General features: G+C 37.0%; 1 rRNA gene. It reads right to left on the bottom strand.

Annotated elements, in window-relative coordinates:
* Positions 1-148: 148 nt before the first annotated feature.
* A 5S ribosomal RNA gene (rrf, locus tag ACSUE0_RS14595) occupies positions 149-235 on the bottom strand; the annotation flags it as partial.

Here is a 235-nt window from a genome sequence, read left to right as displayed (position 1 = left end):
TGACATATTGCAATTCAGTTTTCAATGTTCATTTCTTCAATCACAAGAAACAATTTTACTCTCTTTAACTTAGAAAGTCAAGAAGTTTTTTAAAATTATTTTTGGTAAAACTTCCATAAAAAAACGACCCAAGGGTCAATATGGAATTGCCTGGCAACGTCCTACTCTTGCGGAACGTAAGTCCGACTACCATCGGCGCTAAAGAGCTTAACTTCTGTGTTCGGCATGGGAACAG

Source organism: Staphylococcus sp. AS1337, from assembly GCF_051408735.1.
In the GTDB taxonomy this organism is placed as follows: Bacteria; Bacillota; Bacilli; order Staphylococcales; family Staphylococcaceae; genus Staphylococcus; species Staphylococcus xylosus_B.
The sequence above is the reverse complement of the archived record's forward strand: the minus strand, read 5'-3'. Positions and strand labels throughout refer to the sequence as shown.